17 protein-coding genes and 1 riboswitch are annotated in these 19,623 nt (G+C 69.4%); of the genes, 5 read left to right on the top strand and 12 right to left on the bottom strand.

What is annotated here, in order from left to right; genetic code table 11:
- Positions 1 to 63: 63 nt before the first annotated feature.
- Positions 64 to 687 (bottom strand): response regulator transcription factor, encoded by a 624-nt coding sequence (locus tag AC1RQF_RS09615; RefSeq protein WP_273995200.1) that lies wholly within the window; start codon positions 685 to 687, stop codon positions 64 to 66.
- Positions 669 to 2,654: a PAS domain S-box protein gene (locus tag AC1RQF_RS09620; protein WP_273995201.1), complete on the bottom strand. Its 1,986-nt coding sequence runs from the start codon at positions 2,652 to 2,654 to the stop codon at positions 669 to 671. Before AC1RQF_RS09620 ends, AC1RQF_RS09615 begins: the two co-directional genes overlap by 19 nt.
- Positions 2,655 to 2,767: 113 nt before the next feature.
- On the opposite strand from AC1RQF_RS09620, the gene AC1RQF_RS09625 reads away from it, so the two are divergent.
- Genes AC1RQF_RS09625 through AC1RQF_RS09635 form a run of 3 tightly spaced genes read left to right on the top strand, consistent with a single transcriptional unit; the run spans position 2,768 to position 5,985 of the window.
- A complete protein-coding gene (locus AC1RQF_RS09625) occupies positions 2,768 to 3,763 on the top strand; it encodes a TRAP transporter substrate-binding protein (protein ID WP_492871894.1) in 996 nt (331 codons plus the stop codon).
- Positions 3,764 to 3,781: 18 nt separating this feature from the next.
- Positions 3,782 to 4,366, top strand: a complete 585-nt coding sequence (locus AC1RQF_RS09630; protein WP_492871895.1) for a TRAP transporter small permease — start codon at positions 3,782 to 3,784, stop codon at positions 4,364 to 4,366.
- A complete protein-coding gene (locus AC1RQF_RS09635; protein WP_492871896.1) occupies positions 4,363 to 5,985 on the top strand; it encodes a TRAP transporter large permease in 1,623 nt (540 codons plus the stop codon). The genes AC1RQF_RS09630 and AC1RQF_RS09635 overlap by 4 nt, the downstream gene beginning before the upstream one ends.
- A gap of 5 nt (positions 5,986 to 5,990) precedes the next feature.
- Here AC1RQF_RS09635 and AC1RQF_RS09640 read toward each other — a convergent pair whose 3' ends face one another.
- Positions 5,991 to 6,779, bottom strand: coding sequence for a citryl-CoA lyase (locus AC1RQF_RS09640; protein WP_273995208.1), 789 nt, complete (start codon positions 6,777 to 6,779; stop codon positions 5,991 to 5,993).
- A gap of 360 nt (positions 6,780 to 7,139) precedes the next feature.
- On the opposite strand from AC1RQF_RS09640, the gene AC1RQF_RS09645 reads away from it, so the two are divergent.
- On the top strand, positions 7,140 to 8,042 hold the full coding sequence (locus AC1RQF_RS09645; protein WP_273995210.1) for a LysR family transcriptional regulator: 903 nt from the start codon (positions 7,140 to 7,142) through the stop codon (positions 8,040 to 8,042).
- Positions 8,043 to 8,058: 16 nt separating this feature from the next.
- On the opposite strand, the gene AC1RQF_RS09650 is transcribed toward AC1RQF_RS09645, so the two are convergent.
- From AC1RQF_RS09650 to AC1RQF_RS09690, 9 genes are all read right to left on the bottom strand, one after another.
- A complete protein-coding gene (locus AC1RQF_RS09650) occupies positions 8,059 to 9,591 on the bottom strand; it encodes a class I adenylate-forming enzyme family protein (RefSeq protein WP_273995212.1) in 1,533 nt (510 codons plus the stop codon).
- A 454-nt stretch (positions 9,592 to 10,045) separates the two neighbouring features.
- A complete protein-coding gene (locus AC1RQF_RS09655) occupies positions 10,046 to 10,372 on the bottom strand; it encodes a hypothetical protein (RefSeq protein WP_273995213.1) in 327 nt (108 codons plus the stop codon).
- Positions 10,373 to 10,795: 423 nt separating this feature from the next.
- The gene (locus AC1RQF_RS09660; protein WP_443111423.1) at positions 10,796 to 12,901 is read right to left on the bottom strand and encodes a c-type cytochrome; all 2,106 of its coding nucleotides are present in this window, start codon (positions 12,899 to 12,901) and stop codon (positions 10,796 to 10,798) included.
- 471 nt (positions 12,902 to 13,372) lie between these two features.
- Entirely contained in the window at positions 13,373 to 14,290 is a 918-nt protein-coding gene (locus tag AC1RQF_RS09665) for a S1/P1 nuclease (RefSeq protein WP_273995228.1), read from the bottom strand.
- A gap of 607 nt (positions 14,291 to 14,897) precedes the next feature.
- Positions 14,898 to 15,728, bottom strand: coding sequence for an S-formylglutathione hydrolase (gene fghA, locus AC1RQF_RS09670; RefSeq protein ID WP_492871897.1), 831 nt, complete (start codon positions 15,726 to 15,728; stop codon positions 14,898 to 14,900).
- Between the two features lie 90 nt (positions 15,729 to 15,818).
- Positions 15,819 to 16,928, bottom strand: coding sequence for an S-(hydroxymethyl)glutathione dehydrogenase/class III alcohol dehydrogenase (locus AC1RQF_RS09675; RefSeq protein WP_492871898.1), 1,110 nt, complete (start codon positions 16,926 to 16,928; stop codon positions 15,819 to 15,821).
- Between the two features lie 59 nt (positions 16,929 to 16,987).
- Positions 16,988 to 17,263, bottom strand: coding sequence for a formaldehyde-responsive transcriptional repressor FrmR (frmR, locus tag AC1RQF_RS09680; RefSeq protein ID WP_273995231.1), 276 nt, complete (start codon positions 17,261 to 17,263; stop codon positions 16,988 to 16,990).
- A gap of 324 nt (positions 17,264 to 17,587) precedes the next feature.
- Positions 17,588 to 18,007, bottom strand: a complete 420-nt coding sequence (locus AC1RQF_RS09685; protein WP_273995232.1) for a secondary thiamine-phosphate synthase enzyme YjbQ — start codon at positions 18,005 to 18,007, stop codon at positions 17,588 to 17,590.
- Positions 18,008 to 18,023: 16 nt separating this feature from the next.
- Positions 18,024 to 18,350, bottom strand: coding sequence for a thioredoxin family protein (locus AC1RQF_RS09690; protein ID WP_273995233.1), 327 nt, complete (start codon positions 18,348 to 18,350; stop codon positions 18,024 to 18,026).
- 217 nt (positions 18,351 to 18,567) lie between these two features.
- A riboswitch (TPP riboswitch) is annotated at positions 18,568 to 18,674 on the top strand.
- A gap of 73 nt (positions 18,675 to 18,747) precedes the next feature.
- Between AC1RQF_RS09690 and AC1RQF_RS09695 the strand changes: the two genes are divergently transcribed.
- Complete coding sequence (locus AC1RQF_RS09695) at positions 18,748 to 19,584, top strand: EamA family transporter (RefSeq protein ID WP_492871899.1); 837 nt, start codon at positions 18,748 to 18,750, stop codon at positions 19,582 to 19,584.
- The last annotated feature ends 39 nt before the right edge of the window (positions 19,585 to 19,623 follow it).

Here is a 19,623-nt window from a genome sequence, read left to right on the forward strand (position 1 = left end):
GCACGGCGGCATGCTCCGGGCCGGGTCGACCCGGCCGCCCCCTCGATATCCGCAATCGAAGCATCACGCCGAGGAAGCCGGCGTCTCGCGCGCGCTCAGCTGCGCGAGCCCGACCGCGTTCTTCACGTCGAGCTTCTCGAACACGCGCGCCCGATGCACCTCCACCGTCCGCACGCTGATGCCCAGCGCATCGGCGATCTCGCGGTTCGTGCGGCCGGCCACGATCTGCCCGGCGATCGCGCGCTCGCGCGGCGTCAGGCTCGCCAGGCGCTGGTCCGGCGTCGTCTCGGGCGGCCCCGCCTGCGCCTGCGCGTATTCGAGCCCGGCGACCACGCGGTCGACCAGCCGGTTGTCGGAGAACGGCTTCTCGAGGAAGTCGTACGCGCCGGCGCGCAAGGCGTCGACCGCCATCGGGATATCGCCGTGGCCGGTCAGGAACACCACCGCGTGATGCGCGCCCAGGCCCGCGTCGCGCAGTTGCGCGAACAGCTCGAAGCCGCTCATGCCGGGCATCCTCACGTCGATCAGCAGGCACGCGGGCGCGGCGGCGAGCCCCTCGTCGCGCCAGCTGTCGAGGAACAGGGCCGCGTCGGCGAAACCGCGCACCGCGAGCCCGCGCGAACGGAACAGCGCGCCCAGCGCATCGCGAATGATCGCGTCGTCGTCGATCAGGTAGAGGTTGCGCATGGCTCGTCGCTCGTCCGCAAATCGAAATAGAAACAGGTGCCCGCGCCGTCCGGCGCGTAACGCAGGCGGGAATGCATCGTCTCCAGCGCCGAGCGGCACACCGCGATGCCCATGCCCATCCCGTCGGGCTTGGTCGTGAGGAACGGCCGCTCCAGCGCGTCGCGCGCGTCGTCCGGCAGCCCCTGCCCGCGATCCCGCACGCTGACCCGCACGACGGCCGGCTCGTCCGCCGCCGCGCGCCGTTCGGCGCGGATCGACACGATGCGTTCGCCGGCGGGCAGATGCGCCATCGCGTCGAACGCGTTGCGCGTGAGATTCAGCAGCACCTGTTCGAGCAGCACGCGATCGGCCAGCACGGGCGGCAACGCCGCGTCGAGCACGGTATCGATGCGCTCGCCGAGGCGGCTCGTCTGCAACTGCACGAGCGGCAGCACGCCCGCGATCACGGGATCGAGCGCGACGGGCCCGAGCGACGGCGCGGTCTTGCGCACGAACTGCTGCACGCGCCGGATGATCTGCCCGGCCCGCTCGACCTGATGGCGGCCCTTGGTCAGCAGGTCGAGCGGGCCGCCGGCTTCGTCCGTCGCCGCCTCGGCCGCCATCAGGTTCAACGCCGCCGTGCAGTAGCTGTTGGCCGCCGCGAGCGGCTGATTCAGCTCGTGCGCGAGCGCCGACGCCATCTCTCCCATCGTCATCACGCGCGCCATGTGATGCAGCTGCTCGCTCTGCGCGCGTTGCCGTTCCTGCGTGCGCTTCTGCTCGCCGATATCGACGATCGACGCGGTCCAGCCCACCTGCCGGCCCGTGCCGTCGCGCAGCGGCGCTTCGTTGATCAGCACGGTCACGCGCGCGCCGCCGCGATGCTGGAACACCGACTCATGCGCCTGCCCCGGCAGCGTGCCCGCGAGCAGCTGCGCGTGGCGCTGCGCCGAGCGCTCGGAGAATTCCGGCGCCCAGTACGGCATCGGCGGCGCGCAGCCGATCAGTTCGTCGGCGCGATAACCGACCATCTCGCAGAACGCCGCATTCACGTAGGTGATGCGCCCGTCGAGATCGCGCGTGCGCAGCCCGGACACGAGCGAGTCCTCCATCGCCTGACGCAGCGCCTGCTGCTCGCGCAGCGCGTATTCGGCGTGCGCGCGCCGCACCAGGTCGCGCCACAGGCGCCACACCGACCCCGCGAGCAGCAGCGACAACGCGGCGACGGCGCCGCTCAACAGGTTCGGGATCAGGTAAGGCGGCCCGCGCGTGCTGTTCGCCTCCAGGTAGAGCGTCTGGTCCGCGAACCCCGCTTCGATCCGGTGCGTATAGACGCCGCGCCCGCGCACGCGCGGATCGTGCACGGCGACCCGCTCGCCGCGCGGATCGGTCAGCGTGACGGCGTTCTCGTGCGCGAACCACCACGGCAGCGTCGCCGTCAGCAGACGCTCGATCGACACGACCGCGGCCATCGCCTGCCCGTCCTCGCCGGGCGTCGGCGCGACGAGCAACGCGAGCCGCGGCTGATCCGCGCGCGGCTCGACGAGCGACGCGGCCGGGCGGCCGAGCCGCGTCGCGCGCTCGGCGGTGTCGCGCCAGGTCTCGGCCAGCTCGGGACGCGGCATCGCCGCCCGCGCCGCCCCGCCGGGAAAACACCGCACCGCCTCGAAGACGCGTTCGAGCCGGCACAGCGCCAGCACCTCGGGGCTGCGCCGCAGCAATTCCGCCGCGCGCCGCGCGAACAGCGCGGGGGCGGGCTCGGCGGCGAGATCCGTGCCGACGATCTGCATCGCCTCGACGAGCCGCTGCGCCTCGAAGCCGAGCGCCTGCTGCGCCCACAGCGTGTCCGAGATCAACTGTTCGTGACGTTGTTCGCGCTCGAAGCGCACCGCGACGAGCGGCGCCGCGAACGCGCCCGCGACGATCAGCGCGATCGCCGCGAAGGTCAGCAGCACGCGCCGCCGGGGCTGCGCGAAGGGGCCCGGCATGACGCCGCGCGCCGCGCGCGAATGTGGGATGTACGTATTGCCCGCCATGCATCGAGAACCGAGACTGGGCGCCACCTGCCAAGCCAACAGGCAGCAACCAGGAGGAGACTGAAATGAACCTGCGCCGTGTCTTCACAGGGCTGTGCTTGTCCGCCTTTGCGCTCGCCGCGGCCGCCCAGCAACCGATCGTCATCAAGTTCAGCCACGTCGTGGCCGCCGACACGCCGAAAGGCAAGGCAGCCGATTACTTCAAGAAGCTCGCTGAAACGCGCACGAACGGGCGCGTGAAGGTGGAGGTCTACCCGAACAGCCAGCTGTACAAGGATAAGGAGGAACTCGAGGCGCTGCAACTCGGGTCGGTCCAGATGCTCGCGCCGTCGCTCGCGAAATTCGGCCCGCTCGGCGCGAAGGAATTCGAGCTGTTCGACCTGCCCTATCTGTTCGACGGCTACGATGCGCTGCACAAGGTCACCGAGGGCCCGCTCGGCAAGCGCCTGATGACGCGGCTCGAAACCAAGGGCATCACGGGCCTCGCGTACTGGGACAACGGCTTCAAGGTGATGAGCGCGAACCGCCCGCTGCGCGAGCCGGCCGACTTCCGCGGCCTCAAGATGCGGATCCAGTCGTCGAAGGTGCTCGACGCGCAGTTCCGCGCGCTGAGCGCGATCCCGCAGGTGATGGCGTTCTCCGAGGTCTACCAGGGCCTGCAGACGGGCGTGGTGGACGGCACGGAGAACACGCCGTCGAACCTGTACACGCAGCGCATGAACGAAGTCCAGAAATACGTGACGCTGTCCAACCACGGCTATATCGGCTATGCGGTGATCGTCAACCGCAAGTTCTGGAGCGGCCTGCCCGACGACGTGCGCACCACGCTCGACGGCGCGATGCGCGATGCGACGCGCTATGCGAACGAGATCGCGAAGCGCGAGAACGACGACGCGCTCGCCAAGATCAAGGCGACCGGCAAGACCGAACTGATCTCGCTCACGCCCGCGCAGACGGCCGACTGGCGCCGCGCGCTGTCGAAGGTGCATCGCGGCCAGGAGCAGCGGATCGGCCCCGATCTCGTGCGCGACGTGTACCGCGCGACCGGCCAGTCGATGTAAGGCCCGGGGAGCGTCGTCATGAAACTGCTCGACCGCCTCGAGGAAACCCTGATCGCGACGCTGATGGGCGTGGCCACGCTCGTGATCTTCGTCGCCGTGATCCATCGCTATGCGTCCGGCGTCGGCGTCCCCTACCTGCAGGACTGGCTGCTCGCGCTCGACCTGAGCTGGGCGCAGGAACTGTGCATCTACCTGTTCGTGTGGATGGCCAAGTTCGGCGCGGCCTACGGCGTGCGCACCGGCATCCACGTCGGCGTCGACGTGATGATCAACCGCCTGCAGCCGGGCGCGCGGCGCGCGTGCATCGTGTTCGGCCTGCTCGCGGGCGCGCTGTTTACGGGCGTGATCGGCACGCTCGGCGCGCGTTTCGTCTGGGCGCTCGCGCACACGGACCAGGTCTCCCCCGATCTCGAGCTGCCGCGCTGGATCGCCTTCCTGTGCGTGCCGCTCGGCTCCTACCTGATGTGCTTCCGCTTCCTGCAGGTCGCGCGGCGCTTCCTGCGCGACGGCATGCTGCCCAAACACGATCATGCGCAGGTCGAGGGCCTGGACGCGCCCGCGTCCGCGCCCGCCGCGCCGGTTCCGCAAGGAGTTCATCCATGAGTCACAGTCAGCCGCTCGCCGCGCCCGCGGTCGGCGATCCGCGCGTCACGCGCGTCATCTTCGGCGTGGTCGCCGTCCTCCTGGTCGGGCTGCTGCTCGGCTTCGGCAAGCCCGCGTTCATCTTCTGCCTGCTGATCGCGCTGCTGCTGACGGGCATGCCGGTGTCGATCGCGCTCGGCCTCACCGTGCTCACCTACCTGTTCACGATGACCGCCGTGCCGATCGAATCGGTCGCGTTGAAGCTGTTCACCGGCATCGAGAACTTCGAGATCATGGCGATCCCGTTCTTCATCCTGGCGGGCGGCTTCCTCACGCACGGCGGCGTCGCGCGACGCATGATCGCGTTCGCGACCAGCATCGTCGGCCACCTGCACGGCGGCCTCGGGCTCGCCGGCGTGCTCGCCTGCGCGATGTTCGCGGCGATCTCCGGATCGAGCCCCGCCACCGTGATGGCGATCGGCTCGATCCTGCTGCCGGCCATGGTTCAGCAGGGCTTCCCGAACCGCTTCGGCGCCGGCGTGATCGCGACCTCCGGGTCGCTCGGCATCCTGATCCCGCCGTCGATCGTGATGGTGCTGTATTCGGTGTCCACCAACACCTCGGTCGGCGACCTGTTTCTCGCGGGCGTCGTGCCGGGCATCCTGCTCGCACTGCTGCTCGGCTTCGTGACCTGGTTCATCGCGCGCCGCCACGGCTATCCGCGCTTCCGCGAATTCGACGGCCACGGCCCGCTCGCGGCCACCGGCCATGCGCTGTGGGGTCTGTTGCTGTGCCTCGCGTTCTCGATCGCGCCGCCCGCCGTGCTGATCGGCCTGCTGTATCTCGTGCTGAGCCGCGCCGCACCCGGCCTCGCGGCCGGCGTCGGGATCATCGGCGTCGTGCTCGCGCTGGCGTGGCTCTACGTCGCCTACCGGGTCGGCCGACGCTTCACGCACCCCAGGCTGCTGCGCGCGGAGGCGCAGCGGGTCTGGACCACCTACTGGGAAAGCGTGTGGGGCCTGCTGCTGATCGTGGTCGTGATGGGCGGCATCTACTCGGGCGTGTTCACGCCGACCGAAGCCGCCGCGATGAGCGCCGTCTATGCGTTCCTGGTGTCGACCTGCGTGTACGGCGACCTGCCGCTCAAGCGCGTGCCGAAGGTGCTGCTCGACGCCGCGAGCATGAGCGCGATGCTGCTCTACATCATCACCAACGCGGTGCTGTTCTCGTTCCTGATGACGTCCGAGAGCATTCCGCAGCAGATGGCCGGCTGGATCCTCGGCCAGGGGCTCGGCCCGATCGGCTTCCTGCTGGTCGTGAACGTGCTGCTGCTGCTCGCGGGCAACGTGATGGAGCCGTCGTCGATCGTGCTGATCATGGCGCCGATCCTGTTCCCCGTCGCCCATCAGCTCGGCATCGATCCGATCCACTTCGGCATCCTGATGGTCGTGAACATGGAAGTCGGGATGTGCCACCCGCCCGTCGGGCTCAACCTGTACGTGGCGAGCGGCATCACGCGGATGGGCATCACGGAGCTGACGGTCGCGGTCCTGCCCTGGCTCGCCGCGATGCTCGGCTTCCTGCTGCTCGTGACCTATGTGCCGGCCATCTCGCTGTGGCTGCCCAACCTGCTGAAATGAGCGCGCTACGCGCCGCCGCGCAGGTGGGCCGACGCCTCGTCCTCGACGCGCCGCCACAGCTCGACCGCCATCGGCCGCTCGGCCTCCTCGGCGAGATGGCCGACGAGGCCGACCGCGCGCGCCATCACGCCGAAGCCGCGCACGATCCGCCACGGAAAGCCGAACTCGCAGCAGATCGCGCCGATCGCGCCCGTCGCGTTGACGGGCAGCACCTTGCCCGACACGCGCGCCGCCTCGTCGCCGATCCGTTGCATCAGGTCCACGTAGCCGCCCGACAGGCCGTTTTGCGCGGCGATCTCGAACAGGCGCGGCGTACGCGGATCGATCGGCTTGTGCAGCGGATGGCCGAGGCCCGGCAGCGCGACGCCGCGCGCGCGCCAGGCGGCGACCGTGTCGCGCGCGAGCGCGTCCGGATCCGTGCAGCGCGCGCCGTACGGCAGCGCCTCGGACAGCATCCGGCACGCGCCCTCCATGCTGCCGACGAACACCGAGCCCAGCCCGCACAGCCCGGCGGCGACCGCCGCCTGAAGCGATTCCGGCGCACCGGCGTAAGTCATGCGCGCGACGATCGCGCTGGGTGTCATGCCGTGCTCGACGAGCGTCACGAGGATCGCGTTGAACACCGTCGACTGCGCGGGCGTCGGCACGCGGCCCGTCAGTTGCAGGAACGCGAAATCGCCGAGGTTCATGTGGCCGAGCACCTCGTTCGGCAGATCCTTGCCGCGCACGACGATGCGGTCCGGCTCGCTGAACGCGATGTCGGAACGCACCACGGGTTTCGGTTGACGGGCCATGCCATGCCTCCTTGGAATTGCCGCGACGCGATCGCACGCGGGCGGGCCGCGCTCCCCGGCCGCACTTCCCGGCGGCGCAACCACCGTTGCGCCGCCGCGGGTTGCGCGCCGCCCCGCGCGTCGCGACGCCGGGGTGCGACGAGCTTGACGCATCCTCGCCGCGCCGGCCATTTGTCTCTCGCGAATCCGGCGTTCGGCGCGCGTTAACCCGCGACGCCCCCTATCGCAACGCGGTCGCCGCGGCGCGCGTAAGATGAACGGCGCATCGGGCCGGCCGACGACCGGCCTTGCCCGTATTGCTCCACGGACAGCCGGGCCGCACGCCGGCCGTCCTCGCCGGAGACCTCCAGGAATCCCGCCATGCGTTTCGATCTGGTCGACCTGCATCTGTTCACCCATATCGCCGAAGCGCGCAGCCTGACGCGCGGCGCCGAGCGCTCGCATCTGTCGCTGCCCGCGGCCAGCACGCGCATCAAGAACCTCGAGGAACAGGTCGGGGTCAAGCTGCTGAGCCGCACGAGCCAGGGCGTGACCGTCACCGCGCCCGGCGCAACGCTGCTCGCGCACGCGCGCCGCGTGTTGCGGCAGCTCGAACAGCTGTCCGGGGACCTGCAGGAATATGCGTCCGGCGTGAAAGGCCACGTGCGCGTGTTCGCGAACACCACCGCCATGAGCGAATTCCTGCCCGCCGTGCTGCGTCACTACCTGGTCAACCACCCGGACGTGACGGTCGACATGCAGGAACGGCTCAGCCCGGACATCATCCGCGCGGTGCAGGACGGCGTGGTCGACATCGGCATCGTGGCCGGCGACGTGCGCACCGACGGCCTCGACGTGATGCCGTACCGGCGCGAACGGCTGGTGCTCGCCTGCGCGCTCAGCCATCCGCTCGCCGAGCGGCGGCGCCTCGCCTTCACCGAGGCGCTCGACTACGACTTCGTCGGGCTGCCGGAGGCGAGCGCGATCCACGCCTTCCTCAAGCGCGCGGCGGCCGACCTGCAGCGCACGCTGCGCTGGCGCATCCAGGTCAGCAACTTCGAGACCGCCTGCCGCATGATCGAGGCGAACGTCGGCGTCGGCGTGCTGCCCGAGGGTACCGCGCGCCGCCATGCGCGCGGCATGGCGCTGCGCATCGTCGCGCTCGACGACGCATGGGCCGAGCGCAAGCTGCAGATCTGCGTCGCGCAGCGCGATGCGCTGCCGCTGTTCGCGCGCAGGCTCGTCGATCTGCTGATCGAGGACGGCGCGGGCCGGCAGGACTGAGCGCGAGCGGCGGCGCTCACGCCATGTCGTCGGCGAGCCGCTCGCGCAGCGGCTGCTTGAGCAGCTTGCCGCTCGCCGTGGTCGGGATCGCGCTCACGCGCACGATGCGGCCGGGCCGCTTGTACGGCGACAGGCGCGCCGCCAGATAGGCGTGCAGCGCCTCGGCCTCGAAGCCCTCGCCTTCCTTCAGCTCGACGAACGCGATCACGTCCTCGTTGCCGTCCGCCGCCGCGCGACCGACCACGGCCGACAGACGCACGGACGGATGCGTGTTGAGCACCGCCTCGACCTCGAGCGGATAGACCTTGAAGCCGGAGCGGATGATCAGGTCCTTGGTGCGGCCGACGATGAACAATGCGCCGTCGGGCCCGAGCCGGCCGATGTCGCCTGTGTTGAGCCAGCCGTCGGGATGCAGCACGGCGGCGCTCAGCTCCGGCGCGCGATAGTAGCCGCGCATCACGCCCGGACCGCGCACCCACAGCTCGCCCGGTTCGCCCTCGCGCGCCGGCCCGCCATCGGGGCCGACGATCCGCAGCTGCGCCCCGTCGACGATCTCGCCCGCCGCGCAGTCGCTGCGCGGCCGCGCCATCCGCGTGATGAACAGCGAGCCCGCGTATTCGGTCATGCCGTAGCCATGATGCAGGGGCAGGCCGAACAGCGCCTCGACGTCCCGCTTGAGCGTCGGATCGAGCGGACCGCCGCCCGTGTACAGATAGCGCAGGCGCGGTGCGCGGAGCCCCGTGCCGCGCGCCTGCACGTGGGCGAGCAGGCGCGCGAACAGCGTCGGCACGCCCTGCAGGATCGAGATGGCGTCGCGTTCCAGCGCGGCGCACAGGTCCGCGGCCCGGAAACGCGCGCTCAGGTACAGGCTCGCGCCGGCGTGGAAGGTCGCGAGCAGCAAGGTCGCGAGGCCGAACACGTGCGACAGCGGCATGACCGCATAGGCGCAGTCGGCGTGCCCGAGCGCACGCGATTCCGCCGACACCCGCGCGAAATGCAGCAGCCCGCGATGCGTCACCATCACGCCTTTCGCCTGCCCGGTCGTGCCCGAGGTGTAGATCAGCGCGGCGACGTCCCGCGCAAGATCCTCGGGCTCGGGCTCGGCTGTGCCGCCGCCGCCGCCCGCCATCAGCGGACCGAGGCCCGGCGGCGCGAGTTCGTGCGCGTGATGGCGCAGGCCGTGCCGCAGCGCGTCGGGCGACGCGGCGTGCGTAAACAGCATCAGGCGCGGCCGGCAATGCGCGCGGATCGCGTCGATCTCGCGCTCGGACAGGCGCGCGTTGACGATCACGGGCCATGCGCCCAGCGCCGACGCCGCGAACAGCAGCGTGACGACCGCCACGTCGTTCTCCGCGACCACCATCACGCGGTCGCCCACCGCGACGCGCCGGTCGCGCAGGTAGGTTTTCGCCAGCTCGATGCGCGCCCACAGGTCCGCGAAGGTCAGGGTCTGGCCGTCGTCGACCAGCGCGACGTGATCCGGCGTCAGGCGCGCCCAGTGATGGGGGATGTCGCTGATTCGGCGCGGCAGGTATCGATCGGGGGGCATCGCGTGCGGCTCCTCGTACTGTGCGGGCGCGGCGCGGGATGCCACGTCGCAGGCCAGTGTCTTGGAGCGCTCCGGTGCGCGCAATTCGTATTCGCGAAAGGGGGAATTCCGGATTGTCGAAGCGGCGATGAGCCGGTGATGCGCGCGGCGCGCCGGGCCGCGCCGGAATCCACCTGATCCGGGGCGGATCGGATTCCGTCGACGTCTTCAGCAGCGCGTCGGCGAGCGGGATGCGGGCGGCGTTCGTTAGTTGCCGCGCCGCGGCAGGCGCCGAGCGTGCGCGGGCGGTCTCTCAAGCCGCCATCGGCTGCTGCACGCGCGCCCGGGCAACCGCCGACAGGGATATCAATGCGTGATCCCCGCCCGCACGTCGGGCGCATTTGTCACCACGCGGGTCGAACCGCGACGAACGCTGTCCGGGCGGGGCGGGAGTCGGTGCGCAGGCGATCGGGATTCAATGCGGCATCGTCGATGCGCGCGACCATTTGTCGTCCCGATGCGCTTCGCGCAACGCATACGCCGCGCGCAAGGCTTCTTCCTGGTTGTTCACCTCGCGCTCGTAGCGCTCGCTGAGGTGCTCGATCGAAGCCAGCAGGACCGAGCGATCGATATCGGGACATTCGGGTTCGGTCCCGTATCGGGCAAGCGCCGCCAGGCGGGAAAAATACGTGACCTGCTGGCGAGCGTTTTCCAGAGCGAGTTGCGCGATGGTTTCCAACACCGATATGTCGTTGGACAGTACGCGATAACGCTCGTCGCTATTCTCTTGATGCGCGCTCATACGTCGGGATCTCTGGAGAGCTGTCGGACGAATCGCGCGGGGCAGCCCCCGCGCAACCATGCGCGCCACGCGAAGCGAGTGCGCGTGGACGTAATATAGCGAGGAATACGCCGCTCTTCATCGAAACGGCGCGGCTCTGTCAATGATTGAAGTTTGCTGCGCGCACTTCACTCGCGCCAATCATCAAACCTCGCCTAACAATTGGGCCTCACCCGATTGCAGGGCGCAACCCGGGCTTCCTTCGATACCGCGTGGACTTCCGGGCGAGCGTTCATCCGCATCCGGCATTCGCTCGGGACGGCGCGCCCGCGGCCTCGCGCGTCGCGGTATGAGGCAACCGGGCCGGGCGCGCGGAGAAGCCCGGCGAACCGGCCTCGCCGGCGCGCAGCAAGCCGCGACCCGCCACGGGTCCGCCCGGGCCGTTCAATACCGCGCGTCGGCCGGCTTCCTGTCCTTCGGCCAGTCCTTGACCTTGCCCGCGAAGTCCGGACGCGGCTGATGCGTGAAATATTCCGCGACATCCACCGTTTCCTGATCGGTCAGGCCCCCCTGTCCGAGCGGGAAGCGGTCATGGAACGCGATCGGCATGTTGCGCTTCACGAAGGCGGCCGCCGTATAGGTACGCGCCATGCCCGCGCCAAGGTTGAACGAGTCGTCGCCCCAGAGCGGCGGGTACACCCATCCGCCCGCGGCGTTCTTCACCCCCTCCCCGTCCCCGCCGTGGCACATCGCGCACTGCGCCGCGTAGACCTTCCTGCCGTTGCCGGCGTCCGGCACGATCCGGTTGCTGATCTTGCCGACGCCGCGCCCTTCGACCGTGTCACCGGGCCGGGTCTCGCGGCGCATCCAGTCGAAATAGGCCACCATCGCCTTCATGTCCGCCGAGTCCGGCGGCAGCGGCTTGCCGTTCATCGAGCGCAGGAAGCAGCCGTTGATGCGCTCCGCCAGCGAGATCACCCGGCCGGCGCGCGGCGCATAGCTCGGAAAGAACGCCGAGAGGCCGACATACGGCGAACCGTCGGCGACCGTCCCGGCATTGAGGTGGCAGCTCGCGCAGTTCAGGGCGTTGCCGACCTGTCCGGGCAACATCCGCCGCGTGTCGAGGTTCAGGCGCGCCCCCTGCGTGAGCTGGCCCGCGTTGGGCTCGCCGAGCATGTCGGCGAGGCGCGGCGTCTCGAACCGCGTGTCGCCGCCGTGCCCCGCATGCAGTTGCCGCCGCATCCGCCCGACCTCGCCCGCGCCGATGGCCCGCGCATCGGCGCGGCCCCAGCTGCTGCGCACGAAATTGAGAATCTCCGCGATCTCCTGATCGCCGAGCGGCGAAAACGCCGGCATCGTGAGCACCCGCGCATGACGCACGGTCTGCGCCGAACGCCAGCCCGTCAGCATGATGTGGATCAGCGTCGACGGATCCTCCGAGCGCAACGCGGTATTGCCCGCCAACGGCGGAAACACGTCGCGAACCCCGGCCCCATCCGCACGGTGGCAGTCGTTGCAGAATTGCAGATATCCCAAGCCGCCGCGCGAGGTGTAGAGCGCGGCCGGCTCCCGCGACGCGGCCTCGGGAGCCGGCGCGATCGCCGGCGCCGGACCTTGCGCCACCTGCATCGGCTTGTCGTGCTCGGCGGCGGGCAGCGACTTGAGATAGACGCCGACGGCGAGCAGGTCGCCGTCGCTCATGTACTGCGTGCTGTGTTGGACCACGTCCACCATGTTGCCCGACACCGTGCCGTAGCGATTGCGCCCGGTCTTGAGCATCTCGGCCGTCTCCGGCGGCGTCCACAGCGCGCGCAGGCTGAGCGCGCGCCAGCCCTCGACGGTCTCGCCCGCGAGGTAGTCGCGGCCGCCGGCCCCGGCGTCCGACATGGTCTTTTCCTGGAACCCGAGGCCCCGCGGCGTATGACACGCGCCGCAGTGTCCGAGCCCCTGGACGATATAGGCGCCGCGATTCCATTCCACGCCGCGCGCGGCGTCGGCCTTGAAGGGCACAGCGTCGAGAAAGGCCCGGTTCCACAGCGCGAGGCCCCAGCGCTGGTTGAACGGGAAGCGCAGCGCGAGCGGCCGGTTGGCCTGCCGGACCGGGGCCACGCCCTGCATCAGATAGCTGTACAGCGCCCGCATGTCCTCCGGCGAGATCTTCGCGTACGACGGATAGGGCATCGCCGGATACAGGTGATGGCCGTCGGCGGCCACGCCCCGGCGCATCGCGCGATCGAACTGCTCGAAGCGATAGCGTCCGATGCCGGTCGCCGGATCGGGCGTGATGTTGGTCGAATGCAGTTCGCCGAACGGCGTTTGCAGCGCCAGGCCGCCCGCCAGGGGCCTGGACTTGTCGCCCGTATGGCAGGCCACGCAATCGCCGAGACGCGCCACGTAGCGCCCGCGCGCCACCTGGGCGCGCGTCGCGGCGTCGAGATCCGCGGCATAGTGGGCGGGCAGGTCGTCGATGATCCGGGGCGGCGCGACATGCGGCGACACATCGGAGGCCGGCCACGCCGGCGCGACCTGGGCGAGCATGCCCGCCACCATGAACATCCGTGCGACGCGACCCAGCGCCGTCGTCCTACCCCCAAGCTTCATACTCATTCTCTGAACGCGTGCTTTCTTTTGATTGGCGGCATGCGTCGAGCGCGGGACAAGGCCGCCGGGCGTTCAGTTCAGCGCCTGGGCCGGCTGTCCGTGTCGCGATGCCCTGATGGTCCCCACTGCGGAATCAGTATGCGGGGATCATGCGGGCGCACGCTTGATGATCATCAAGCGAGAACTCAAGCCCGGCGATTGTTTCATCAGAGATAGCAGACGGCGGGCGGGACGAGGCGGAACGGGATGCGCGCTCAACCCGCCGCGAACACCGGGACGGGCGCTGCGCAAGGCGATGTTCGGTTGCGGCTCGATGCCGACGCGACGCCGTCGAGCGCCGGCGGACGGGCACGGCGCCGCGCCGCGCGAACCGCCGGGCCACCGGATGCCCGGAGCGGTCCGCGTCGGCCTGCCTGCTGCCTACCCGCCGAACGGCGAGACCAGCATAGCCTTCGACGCCTTGGCCGCCCGCGCCGCGCCCGGCGCGCTCAGGTTCGCATCGTTCAGCACCTTCGCCAGACGCACGCCGGCGCGCTTCAATTGCAGCGCCACGTCGTTCGTCGCCGTGTTCACGTAGTGGGACGACAGCACATACGCGCCCTTGCTGTTGGGCGCCGGCAGCAGCCCGTATGAATCGCGCTGCGCCACGCCGAAGGCCTCGAGCGACCAGTCGCGCGGCGTTTGCGTCTGCCAGCCGGCGATGTCGGACGGCGCGATCTGCGGGATCAGCGTGTTGGCGACGTCGGCGGCGCTGCTGCCCAGTTGCTGGACGAAGGCCGTGTCCCAGTAGCTGTGCAGGTTGCTCGCCTTGATTCCGCTCGCCGACGCTTTTTTCTCGTTGCCGCCCTCGTCGTTGTCGTCGCTCGAATGCAGCGGCTGGTGTTCGTCGCCGACGAAATGCAGCACGAACTGCAGCGCCATCAGCCGTTCGGCGTCCGAGGTATCCGGCGCTTGCAATTCCGTGACGAATTGATTGATCTTGTCGACCACGCATGCCTGCGCCGGGCCTTGCGAGGCGAGCGTGTTGGCCGGCAGCGGCGGGTGCCCGAAGCAGGCCGCGTCGATATCGCCCGTGCCGATCTCCGTGTCGACATAGTGCCAGCCCGACGTATACGAATGCGAGGTGCGATACCGGTCCGCCCAGGTCGCTTCGCTCGCGATGTCGGTGGCGGTCAGGCCGCTCGTGTCCGTGGCGAGGATCGCGTTCACGGCGTCGCGGGTCTGGCTCGTCAGGTAGTAGTTCGCGATCGTCGCGACCACTTCGTGCCCTTCGTCGCCCCAGGCGAAGACGCTCGACGCGGCAGACAGGCATAGCGCGCCCGCCAGCCCTTTCAGCATCGGACGAAACGGGCGCCGCGCGCGCGGCGCGTGGTCGTTTTGAGTGACGTGTTTGCTCTGCGGAAGATCGGCCATGGTGCGCTTTCTCTCAGTGGGGATTGGAATGGGAATGACGCGGGCCCATCCTAACGCCCTGCAAATGAACGGTCGATGACATTTCGATCGGATTGCGAAATGTATCTTTCTGAAAGAAGGACTGGTATTTCCGCGTAAGGGAAAGCCAGGTTCGAGGCGCGCGTCGTTTCACAAGCCGATCACATGCGCACCGATCGAGGACGGATGCCGCCCGGTGGTGGGGCAGGCTGCGTGCGCCGGCTTTGCTCGCCCGCATTGCTCACATAGCGGGCAAGCGCTTCAATAGTTGGGATTCCGGAAGAACGTCGGAGCGATATCGATTGCAGCCGCGCGATGTGCGCCGCATCCGTCATGCAACCGACATCGACATGCAATCCGTTGACGCTCGACGCGAGCGGCGAATCTCTTGTCCCGCCTGAGCCGACGGCGGCATCCGTGTCACACCACGGACTTCTGCCGCCCAGGTGAAACGCGAACGACGCGGCCGACGCATAGCCGGCCGCGTCGCCCCCGCTTCAGCGCCGAGGCACGTTCACTTCAACGCGTCGGCATGAAAAGCCAGGTGCTCGCCGATGAAGCTGGCGATGAAGTAGTAGCTGTGATCGAACCCCGGCCGCAGGTTCAATTGCAGCGGATACCCCGCCGCCTCGCAGGTCTCGCGCAGAAGCTGCGGCTTCAACTGGACCGCGAGGAACTCGTCCCCTTCCCCTTGATCGACCAGCAACGGCAGCCTGTCGGTCGCCTGCTTCACCAGTTCCACCGCGTCGTGCCGCTTCCACGCGTCGCGATCGTCGCCGAGGTAGGCCGTGAAGGCCTTTTCGCCCCAGGGCACCTGGCTGGGCGCCACGATCGGCGAGAACGCCGATGCGCTCCGGTAGCGCGCCGGATTGCGCAGCGCAATGGTCAAGGCGCCATGCCCGCCCATCGAATGACCGCTGATCGCACGCGCGTCGCTGGCCGGAAACGCCGACTCGATCAAGGCCGGCAGTTCATGCACCACGTAGTCGTACATGCGGTAATGGGCCGCCCACGGCTGCTGCGTCGCATTGACGTAGAACCCCGCGCCCGTGCCGAGGTCGTAGCCCGGGTCGTCGGCCACGTCGTCGCCGCGCGGGCTCGTGTCGGGCGCGACGACGATGATGCCGTGCGCCTCGGCATAGGCCTGCGCGCCCGCCTTCGTGATGAAGTTCTGCTCGGTGCAGGTCAGGCCCGAGAGCCAGTACAGCACCGGGCACGTGTGCCCGCGCAACGCGGCGCCGGGCAGATAGATGCCGAATTTCATGTCGCATCCCACGGTGGACGAGGCGTGCTTCCACACCTCCTGGCTGCCGCCGTGGCTCGCGTGTCGCTCAACGCGTTCCATGCTGGTTAAACCTCCCGGTAGTTCCGTTCGCGCGAACCGCGCCGTGTCGGCGGGACCGGACGCCGAACGGCCCCGGCCCCGCGCGCCGCATCAATAGTGGACAACCGTGCGGATCGACTTGCCTTCATGCATCAGATCGAACGCCTCGTTGATCTCGGCGAGCGGCTTCGTGTGCGTCACGAACGGCGCGAGTTGGATCGTGCCGGACATCGCGTCCTGCACCATGCCCGGCAGTTCCGAGCGCCCCTTCACGCCGCCGAAGGCCGTCCCGAGCCAGCGGCGGCCCGTCACCAGCTGGAACGGACGCGTGGAGATTTCCTGGCCCGCGCCGGCCACGCCGATGACGACGGACTGGCCCCAGCCGCGATGCGCGCACTCGAGCGCCGCGCGCATCACGTTGACGTTGCCGATGCATTCGAAGCTATGGTCGACGCCCCAGCCCGTCATCTCGACGATGACCTGCTGGATGGGCTTTTCATGATCCTTCGGATTCACGACGTCGGTCGCGCCAAAGGCCCTGGCGAGGTCGAACTTGCCCGGGTTGGTGTCGACGGCGATGATGCGGCCCGCCTTGGCCAGCTTCGCGCCCTGGATCACGGCAAGACCGATGCCGCCCAGCCCGAAGACGGCCACCGAATCGCCTTCCTGCACCTTCGCCGTATTCTTCACGGCGCCCAGGCCCGTGGTGACGCCGCAGCCGAGCAGGCAGACCTGCTCGGGGTTCGCCCGCGGATCGATCCTGGCGAGCGAGACTTCGGCCACGACCGTGTATTCGCTGAAGGTCGAGCACCCCATGTAGTGATAGATCGGCTGGCCCCGGTAGCTGAAGCGCGTGGTGCCGTCCGGCATCACGCCCTTGCCCTGCGTCGCGCGCACGGACACGCACAGGTTGGTCTTGCCGCTCTTGCAGAACAGGCACTCGCCGCATTCGGCCGTGTAGAGCGGGATGACATGGTCGCCGGGCTTGACGCTCGTCACGCCCTCGCCGACTTCCACCACGATACCGGCGCCCTCGTGCCCCAGCACGGCCGGGAACAGGCCTTCCGGATCGTCGCCCGACAGGGTGAACGCGTCGGTATGACACACGCCCGTGTGCGTGATCTTCACCAGGACCTCGCCTTTGCGGGGCGGCTCGACATCGATCTCGACGATTTCCAGCGGTTGGCCCGCGGCGAATGCAACAGCAGCACGTGATTTCATGACTATCCTCACACGAAGAATGGGGAGCGGACGACCGTTCGAACAGCCGCCGTTGAAGGTTAGCGTAGGTAGGAACGCACCAGGGACACGATGCCGTCGACGGACTGCTGCGCCGCCTCGTTCGCGTCGCCCAGATGCGCGAACTCTTCACGCAGATGGCTTTCGAGCACGCCCGCCATCAAGCCGTTGATGGCGCCGCGCACGGCGGCGATCTGCTGGAGGATCGGACCGCAATCGGCGCCCTCCTCGAGCGCGCGCTCCAGCGCATCCAGTTGCCCGCGCACACGACGCACGCGGGCCAGCACGCGCTTCTTTTCCTCGGCGGTATGCGGCATGAGCGATTCTCTTGATACTAGGTGGGGGTATGTTACCCAATACTCCCACCTAGTATCAAGCGCTATCTCGCCGGCGCGTCGGGCAGCGACCTTCGGGCAATCCGGCGTGGCTTGGAATGATCCGCCGGCGCGCCAGGTCCGGGACAGGCTCCGTCGCGACGCGAAGTGTCGGCGTCGGGTCGTGGCGGAGGGCGTGGGGAGACGGAGGGCAGTTCGGGCGGGGCGGGAGAACGCGGTTGACCGGAAGAGGAGGATCGGGCGAAGTCGCGGCGACCTCGCATACAGCGTCCGTCGGCTGCCCGGCCTCATCAGGCGCAGGCGCCGTCACGCGCCGATCAGGTGCAGCACGACCTCGCGCCGATGGCCCGCGCGGCGATGCTCGAAGAGGTATAGGCCTTGCCAGGTGCCCAGCACCATGCGCCCATGCTCGACCGGGATCGACAATTGCACCTGGGTCAGCGCCGCGCGCAGATGCGCGGGCATGTCGTCGGGGCCTTCCGCGTCGTGCTCGTAGCGTGACGCATCCTCCGGCGCGAGGGCGGCGAAGTAGCGCTCCAGGTCGCGCCGCACCGACGGGTCCGCGTTCTCCTGGATCAACAGCGAAGCCGAGGTATGCCGGCAAAACACGGTCAGCAGCCCGGTGCGAATCGCTTGCCGCTCGACGAAGGCCTGCGCCTGCCCCGTGAATTCGACGAGCCCCGCCCCGCGCGACTCGACGAGAAGGTGTCCGATCGCCTGTCGCATGATCAGCGGGCGCGGCTCAAGCCAGCGCGGCGAAGCCCTCGGCCTCGATCTGCGCGGCGCTGTCGGGACGCACGACGCGGGCGACTTCGACGCCCTCGCGCAGGAACACGAGGGTGGGCCACAGCTTGATGCGGAACGAACGACCCAGCGGCCGGCCGGGGCCGTCCTCGATCTTCAGATGCCGGACCGCGGGATGCGCCGCGAACGCGGCTTGAATCGCCGGCTGCGCCCCCGCGCAGATACCGCACCAGTTGGCGCCGAATTCGAGGACCGTCATGCCCGCGAGCGCGTCAACTTCGGTGCGCGCGGGGGCGTCAGGGGTGTAGGCCGTTGGAGTATGCATCGCCGCTCTCGGATACCGTGAAAAAAGGGCTGTGACCTGCTGCGAAGCCAGCGGCCCTACTGTAGCGGAAAGCCGGCCGCGCCGCAGCCGATGCGACGCGCGGACTGCGGCGGGCGCGCAGCGGCATGACAGGCGGCATGAACGCATGAACGAGCGAGCGCGGCAGACGCCGCGCGGCGCGATGCTTGCCGATCCCCGGCTTCTTACCCATAATGCGTGAGCCATCAGGGGGAGCCGGTTTGCCGGCTGAGAGGTTCCGGGTGCGGAACGACCCCTAAACCTGATCCGGATAATGCCGGCGTAGGAATGAGGTCATCGACGTGTCCTGCACACCCTCCCCTGGCGCGGGCTCCACCGCCGCCGCCCCTCCGCTCCACCGCCCGGGCCGATCGCGCCGATGACCCCGCCCGTCATTGCGCTGGTCCTGTTTGCCGCGATCCTGCACGCGACCTGGAACGCCGTGCTGCGCAGCGGCGCCGACCGGCTGTGGAGCATCACCGTCATGAGTTTCGCCACGACCGCGGCGGCGGCCGCGTGCGCGCTCTTCCTGCCGCTGCCCGCGCGCGCGAGCTGGCCGTATCTCGGCGTCTCGGCCATGCTGCAGGTGGGCTACAGCCTCTTCCTCGCGTATGCGTACAAGGGCGCCGAACTGGGCCTGATCTACCCGATCGTCAGGGGCACCGTGCCGCTCCTCGTGACGATCGGCGGCTACCTGTTCGCCGGGCAGACGCTCCACGACGGCTCGCTGCTCGGCGTCCTGCTGATCTCGGGCGGCATCGCGAGTCTCGCGCTCGGCCGCCGCCGGATCCAGGCGCGGCCGTTGCTCGCCGCGCTCGTCACGGGGCTGTTCATCGGCAGCTACGTGACGACCGACGGCGTGGGCGTCAGGCTCGCCGGCGATCCGCGCGCCTACGCGGCCTGGATTTTCATCCTCTACGGGATCCTGATGCCGGCCGTGTATGCGCTGTACGGCGGCAAGCTCGCCAAGGGCTATGCCCGCAGCGAGACCGTCAAGGCCATGCTGGGCGGCGTCATCTCGATGATCAGCTACGCGGCGACCGTCGCCGCGCTGTCGCTCGGGCCGCTCGGGCCGGTGTCGGCGATCCGGGAGACCAGCATCGTGTTCTCGGTGATCATCGGCTGGCTGTGCCTCGGCGAACGTCCGACCCGGCATCGCGTCGCGGCCAGCATGGCGGTGGTGATCGGCGCGGTCTGCCTGACCTATCGCGCCTGAGGCCCGAGCCGGGCACGGGGGGGGGGCATCCCCGGCCGC

This window comes from Burkholderia sp. GW821-FHT14F03 (genome assembly GCF_058803765.1).

Coding starts and splice junctions, on each gene's coding strand:
- AC1RQF_RS09615 (WP_273995200.1), bottom strand. CDS start 687: ATGCGCAACCTCTACCTGATCGACGACGACGCGATCATTCGCGATGCG.
- AC1RQF_RS09620 (WP_273995201.1), bottom strand. CDS start 2,654: ATGCCGGGCCCCTTCGCGCAGCCCCGGCGGCGCGTGCTGCTGACCTTC.
- AC1RQF_RS09625 (WP_492871894.1), top strand. CDS start 2,768: ATGAACCTGCGCCGTGTCTTCACAGGGCTGTGCTTGTCCGCCTTTGCG.
- AC1RQF_RS09630 (WP_492871895.1), top strand. CDS start 3,782: ATGAAACTGCTCGACCGCCTCGAGGAAACCCTGATCGCGACGCTGATG.
- AC1RQF_RS09635 (WP_492871896.1), top strand. CDS start 4,363: ATGAGTCACAGTCAGCCGCTCGCCGCGCCCGCGGTCGGCGATCCGCGC.
- AC1RQF_RS09640 (WP_273995208.1), bottom strand. CDS start 6,779: ATGGCCCGTCAACCGAAACCCGTGGTGCGTTCCGACATCGCGTTCAGC.
- AC1RQF_RS09645 (WP_273995210.1), top strand. CDS start 7,140: ATGCGTTTCGATCTGGTCGACCTGCATCTGTTCACCCATATCGCCGAA.
- AC1RQF_RS09650 (WP_273995212.1), bottom strand. CDS start 9,591: ATGCCCCCCGATCGATACCTGCCGCGCCGAATCAGCGACATCCCCCAT.
- AC1RQF_RS09655 (WP_273995213.1), bottom strand. CDS start 10,372: ATGAGCGCGCATCAAGAGAATAGCGACGAGCGTTATCGCGTACTGTCC.
- AC1RQF_RS09660 (WP_443111423.1), bottom strand. CDS start 12,901: ATGGTGGCGGGCATGCTCGCCCAGGTCGCGCCGGCGTGGCCGGCCTCC.
- AC1RQF_RS09665 (WP_273995228.1), bottom strand. CDS start 14,290: ATGCTGAAAGGGCTGGCGGGCGCGCTATGCCTGTCTGCCGCGTCGAGC.
- fghA (WP_492871897.1), bottom strand. CDS start 15,728: ATGGAACGCGTTGAGCGACACGCGAGCCACGGCGGCAGCCAGGAGGTG.
- AC1RQF_RS09675 (WP_492871898.1), bottom strand. CDS start 16,928: ATGAAATCACGTGCTGCTGTTGCATTCGCCGCGGGCCAACCGCTGGAA.
- frmR (WP_273995231.1), bottom strand. CDS start 17,263: ATGCCGCATACCGCCGAGGAAAAGAAGCGCGTGCTGGCCCGCGTGCGT.
- AC1RQF_RS09685 (WP_273995232.1), bottom strand. CDS start 18,007: ATGCGACAGGCGATCGGACACCTTCTCGTCGAGTCGCGCGGGGCGGGG.
- AC1RQF_RS09690 (WP_273995233.1), bottom strand. CDS start 18,350: ATGCATACTCCAACGGCCTACACCCCTGACGCCCCCGCGCGCACCGAA.
- AC1RQF_RS09695 (WP_492871899.1), top strand. CDS start 18,748: ATGACCCCGCCCGTCATTGCGCTGGTCCTGTTTGCCGCGATCCTGCAC.